The sequence below is a fragment of the Paracoccus gahaiensis genome (assembly GCF_005048225.1).
Taxonomy (GTDB): Bacteria; Pseudomonadota; Alphaproteobacteria; order Rhodobacterales; family Rhodobacteraceae; genus Paracoccus; species Paracoccus gahaiensis.
This window is the reverse complement of record NZ_SUNI01000054.1, coordinates 1-5,151: the sequence shown is the minus strand read 5'-3', so window position 1 is coordinate 5,151 and position 5,151 is coordinate 1. Positions and strand designations below refer to the sequence as shown.

Genomic DNA, 5,151 nt, shown 5'->3' with positions numbered 1-5,151 from the left:
GCCCTCATTATTGCAGCTCTGACAGCGTGCGTGGTCGTGGCGCTTCCGTGACGAACCTGGCCCATAATGCTTCCTTCCATTCCTCAGAAAGGATCGCACCATCAAACCGTGGGATCAAACACCTAGGAAGAATGACCAAAGCGACTGACTACGTTCCTGTTCACATACCGAAGCGCAAAGCCTGTATGAGCCATTCCAAGATCCCGCTTTCCTTTTCCGGGGCAGGCCTTTTGCCTGCCGGGGTGACCGTCTGCATGGTGGCATACGAGTAAACCGGGCTTTCACAATTTGCGCTGGCGGCTTCCGGGCTGGCGGTGGCTGCGGTCGCAGTGTTCAGCTTCGGCGTCCGCGCATCGCGGGTGGCCTTCGTGCTGATCGGTTTGGCGCTGGCATCTGGGCCGCATTGACCACTACGGTCTGGCTCGCCGTTACCTCGACTGCCGTGCAATGTGGCGCCGTGGGCGTCTGTCAAAAGCCGCTTAGCGGGCATCAGGAAATTTTCCACCCATAGCCACGTTCTCCTGCCGCAACGCCGCCGATTGGTATCTTGCAGCGATCATGACAGCACCATGATGAATATTCAGAAAGCTTAGAAAGTTCTTGATCCATAGCAGGCAGGCTTCAGACTGGCTTTCACAAAACATTTGTTAGTGATTCGAGCTGTTCCGATGCGCATGTCCCCTCTGCTTCCAGGCCTGCTGCTCATTCTTGCATCATATTCGGCTTCCGCACAGAAAGCTTCTCTTGCCCGAGTCGCCGAACCTGTAGATGGCCACATCAACGAACATTTCGACAGCAGCGGCAGCGCCGATGTCGGTGGTGGCCTGATCATCGGCGCTTTGCTGGGACAGGTTGCCGAGGCGTTTCCGCCTGACCAGATCTGGATCGCCACTCCGTCCGAAAGGATCGTTCTTTGTCTTCAGGCGGTCAGCCGTGACGGGCGTTACAGCACCCGCACCCGCTATTCCCTGACCAGCGATGCCGATGGCATGGAGGGCGCGCGACTCAGCCCCTTTACTCACCTGTCAGAAAAGCTGAAGCAGTATGCGGATGACGACGTCGCGGTCATCGCCACCGCCGCTGACGATCGAAACCAGTGCCGATCCGGTGAAATGCGGCTGTTTCCCCGTGTCCAGCCCGATCTGACCGTCGGCGAGGCTGATTTGCTGCTGCAGGTGAATATCGCTGGCCGCAGCGCCGCTTGGATCGTCACCGAAGACGGCAGCCGGACTGACTGCATGCGTGTCACGGCCGATCAGGCAATAGGCTTCGAGATGACCTGCCGCGTTAAGGCCCGGATCGGCACTACGCCCTCTACGCTGCACCTCGCATTATGGGTCGATGACGGGCTGCAGGCTGAACCGACTTCCCACTTGATGGTGATCCCCGGCTATGGAAGCCCGAAGTGAAAAACGCGTTGCTTCGGGGCCTGTCACATCCCTTGTTGATCCCTGCCTGGTTGGGGCTGGTGGCCGCTGCGGCGGCGATAGGCGCGTGGCTTTGGCTTCCGGACCAGCGGGATACATCGCTGATCTTGGATTTGCAAAGCAACCATGTACAGTTCAAGGTCTCGCGGCCTGCAACCGCAGTTGTGGTGGTGCGCGAGGGCTGGCTGGGTCGGCGGGTCCAATGTGACAGTCTAGGCAGTGGGAGAAGCGAGGACGCGCTGCCGGTGCCACTGGGGCCCGGCCCCCTAGCGGCGCTTCTGGCGCCGGCCGCCGGAACCTTGGTGGAATATATCTGGCAGCCTCGCAGCCTGAAGCTGCGCTATGCCCCCACGCCGGGCCAGACCGGACCATTCCTGACAGTAATGCGCGACGCCGAGCCGGAATGCGACATCTCGCGGGAAAGCGTCGTGGTCACGCTGCCGCATGCGGCGTTAACTACGATGGCACCTCTGCCGGTGGTGGGGACTGGCAGCGTCGGGCGGGTCGTTCAGGAAAGAACTGCGCCCACTCCAAGGGTCAAGGTCTTCCTGCCGGGAAGCCAGGTCGAAGATCTTCCCTCGCCCGGAAACTACCTGCATGGGGGCACAATTCGGGTCTATGCCCATGCCCGGACATCGCCGCCTACGATCTTTCCGGTCCCGGACGCCGACTTCGAGGTGCCACGCAACAGCCAAATCGAATTCGGACGGCATGACACCGATGACACCCGTGATTTTACCGCCGAACCGGCCGTTTTTGGCTGGGTCGCCCTAGACCCCGAGGGTCGGGGGATGTCGCTTCATGCCCTCACGAACGCGTCCGATATCACGATTGCCGGAATGGGGGGTGTCACCGCGGTGTCCGCTGGCACGCTGGCGGTGGCGGTCAACGATCCTGTCAATATGCGGCTGCTTACGGCCTTGGCGGTCTTCATCTTCCTTTTCCCGACCCTGATCGCGGCATGGCAACTGGCCGTGGGCAGCCGAGGGAATCGCTGATGCGCCTTTTCCTGCTGCTGGCCCTGATGACCTTGGCCCCGATGCCGGCCACCGCCGAGCCGGTCGAAATTTACGCCAGCTTCGGCAAGCGGGGGCAAGGCTGGCTGTTCGGTTCCGCCCGCGACGGGCGCTGCTGGATCGCGCTGCCGCGGCACGTCGCCGGCCCCGAGGAAGAGCCGCAACTTCTCCCCTTCGTCTTCGCCGACAGGCGGGGCCGCAGCGGACAAAGCCTCGATCCGATCCCGGTCGAGGCGGTTCCAGGCGCAGTCGAGGCTGCGGCTGGCCACAGCGATCTGGCATTTGCCCCTGTCGCACCCGGCGCGCGGGCACCGGGCGGATGCAACTCGCGGCTTGGACTGGCGCCGCGCCTGTATGCGATCATGCTGCGACAGACCGGGCAGCTTAGTCTGATCACGCTGCAAGGTGGCAGTGCAGCAATGTTTCTGGTCGAGATCATCCGCTCGGCCAATGATGCCGATGAAGGCGCAACGATGCTACTGCGGGCGTCGAACTCGTCGGACAACCGCTATCTGATCGGCGGACTTAGTGGATCAGTGGCACTTATGTTCCATGAGGAACAGGCTCATCCGGGTGCCATGGTTCTCAAGGTGAACAAGACGGATGCTACTGCGATCGCCCTGCGCTTCGATCGGATAGCCTCGGCCTTCGATATCGTAGAGGCCCATGTCGCCGGTTCCGCCCCGCCGACCGAGGTCGCCGATGTCGTTGCGACGCTTAGCGGGCTGCTCGGCCAGCTCGACCCGGGAGCGGCCCCCCTTGAGCGGATCACCGGCAAAGGCGGCTGCTGGCGGCTCGGCATCGCCCCCGGCGAGCGGAGGGTCGATCTGATGCTTGCGGTGCCACCGGGGCAGCGGGTGGAATGGCTGCAGGCCAGCCTGCCGAAGGATTGCGGCGCGCCGTCCGTGGCGCTGCTGGATATTCGCTGGCCTGGGGCCGGTTGGCAGATGCTGACCGGAACCTGCCATGTCACATACCCGGATGCCGTTGATCCCTGCCGCGTCGGCCGGACCGGTCCGTTCGATCTGCGGCTGCGCGTTGACGGCAACGCTGCTATCGGTCGGATCAGTTTGGAATAAGGCTCAGTCCAGAAGGTCGGCCTCGACCGCGAAGGGCGCTCCACCGTCGCAGACAAGTTGACCGGCAATCCTGCTCCCCTGGCTCAGGGCGGTCCGCAAAGAGCAATCTTGCCATCTCTGGGCGCCTCCGGTGCTGGTCCACTTGCCGGCCCAGATAATCTCGGAACCAAAGACATGCACTTCGCCGTTAGCAGCGTCATGGGTCGTGCCGTCTATCAGTAGCGGCTGCCAGATCGCGGAGCCGGCGACGGCATCGCCGTCCTTGGCACGAAAGAAAAGTCCGTTCTGCGTGTTCAGGGCGACAAGGGTATTTGCGCTCGCTTCGGGAAAGGTGACGCGAAAGCGGATCAGCGGCAAAGTACCAACCACCTGTCGCAACGCTGTAGACCGCAGATCCTCGTTATCCGAACTCAGTGTCGCTCGCAGGCAGATCTTTCGCGCTGCTGCATCGCTGCTGGCCAGTGCAGATTGGAGATGACCGGCAGCAAGGTCGGGATTGGGATCACTGCAGACCTGCCGCCATTGCTCAAGCCGGGCGGCGTATTCCTCGGGTGTTTCAGCATGAGCAATGATGGGCGATGCAAAAAAGGGAAGACAAATCAGCAGCAGGGAGGTCAGGCGCATGATGTTCCTCTTCGAACCGGTGAGACAAGGCGATCATGGGTCCGGGTTCGATGCTTGACACACTGCAGTGATAGAAGCGGCACATAGTTGGGTGTCGTTGCACATCGGGTGATCCGGGCAGTCGGCGAGGGATAATTTATGGAACGTTGCCAGAATAAGTAGCTTGTGAAAAGGCTCCTTCCAGAGCTTATTCCTTAGACGAATAACAGGCCACTGAATTAGTCGCTGATCAGGAACGGCGTTCCTTGGGTTCCCGGGAACTGACGGCGGATACCACGGCCCCTCCGACCGACGCCCAGTTTGCTCCCGCAGCCTCATCTGGCCAACAACCGTGGCAGTCGGGCGAGATTGCCGGCGGCCATCGTCAGGGTAAACTGGGCGGCCACCCGTTTGATGCCCCTCAGCATGGTCTGTGCCATCGGTCCGACCGTTTTGGCCCAACCAAACGGCTCCTCGATCTTCTTGCGGCGTTTCTGTGACACGGCGTAGCCCGGGTGCCGGGTGGTCCGGCCGTCGATCGCCGAGTAGCGCACCTTCTGCGCAACATGCGGCGTGACACAGGCTTGGCGCAGGTCCTTCACGAACTCCGCGCAGTCGTAGCTCTTGTCGGCGGCCAGCGTCAGCCGCCGGGTCGAGCCTGGCGAATGCCGTTGGATCATGTCGAGAGCGGCTCACCGCTCGGCATAACCATCCGCTTGCGTCACCTCGGTCCCGACGATCAGGCCGTTGCGGTTCTCCATCAACGTATGGCCGATGAAGCAGAGGCTTGCACCGGTGTTGGGCGACTTCTTGTAGAGCCGCGCCTCGGGGTCGGTGACCGACGCATGGGTGGCGTTAGATCGTTTCTGGCCGCGAAAGTCGACCTCGGCATTGCGATCTGAGCTGCTGCCGGTTTCGTGGACACGAAGATAAGATCGTGACCAAGGAACTGGAGAGTGGATATGACAAGACGGAAGTTTAGCCGTGAGTTCAAAATCGAGGCTGTCAGGCTGGTGACGGATCGGG

At 61.7% G+C, this 5,151-nt stretch carries 5 protein-coding genes and 1 pseudogene; 3 read left to right on the top strand and 3 right to left on the bottom strand.

The window, feature by feature from the left end; genetic code table 11:
- Positions 1-160 precede the first annotated feature (160 nt).
- Positions 161-505: a hypothetical protein gene (locus FA743_RS19860; protein ID WP_136887786.1), complete on the bottom strand. Its 345-nt coding sequence runs from the start codon at positions 503-505 to the stop codon at positions 161-163.
- A 169-nt stretch (positions 506-674) separates the two neighbouring features.
- Here FA743_RS19860 and FA743_RS19855 point away from each other — a divergent pair, with 169 nt between their 5' ends.
- The 3 genes from FA743_RS19855 to FA743_RS19845 are packed head-to-tail and all read left to right on the top strand — an operon-like array spanning position 675 to position 3,522.
- Positions 675-1,409 (top strand): hypothetical protein, encoded by a 735-nt coding sequence (locus FA743_RS19855; protein ID WP_136887785.1) that lies wholly within the window; start codon positions 675-677, stop codon positions 1,407-1,409.
- Entirely contained in the window at positions 1,406-2,425 is a 1,020-nt protein-coding gene (locus tag FA743_RS19850) for a hypothetical protein (RefSeq protein WP_136887784.1), read from the top strand. Before FA743_RS19855 ends, FA743_RS19850 begins: the two co-directional genes overlap by 4 nt.
- Positions 2,425-3,522, top strand: coding sequence for a hypothetical protein (locus FA743_RS19845; protein WP_136887783.1), 1,098 nt, complete (start codon positions 2,425-2,427; stop codon positions 3,520-3,522). The genes FA743_RS19850 and FA743_RS19845 overlap by 1 nt, the downstream gene beginning before the upstream one ends.
- Before the next feature lie 3 nt (positions 3,523-3,525).
- Here the strand turns inward: FA743_RS19845 and FA743_RS19840 are convergent, their stop codons facing one another.
- Positions 3,526-4,146 carry a hypothetical protein gene (locus tag FA743_RS19840; protein WP_136887782.1) on the bottom strand — a complete coding sequence of 207 codons (621 nt, stop codon included), beginning with the start codon at positions 4,144-4,146 and terminating at the stop codon, positions 3,526-3,528.
- Positions 4,147-4,460: 314 nt separating this feature from the next.
- Positions 4,461-5,021, bottom strand: a pseudogene (locus FA743_RS19835) (transposase); the annotation flags it as partial.
- Between the last annotated feature and the right edge of the window lie 130 nt (positions 5,022-5,151).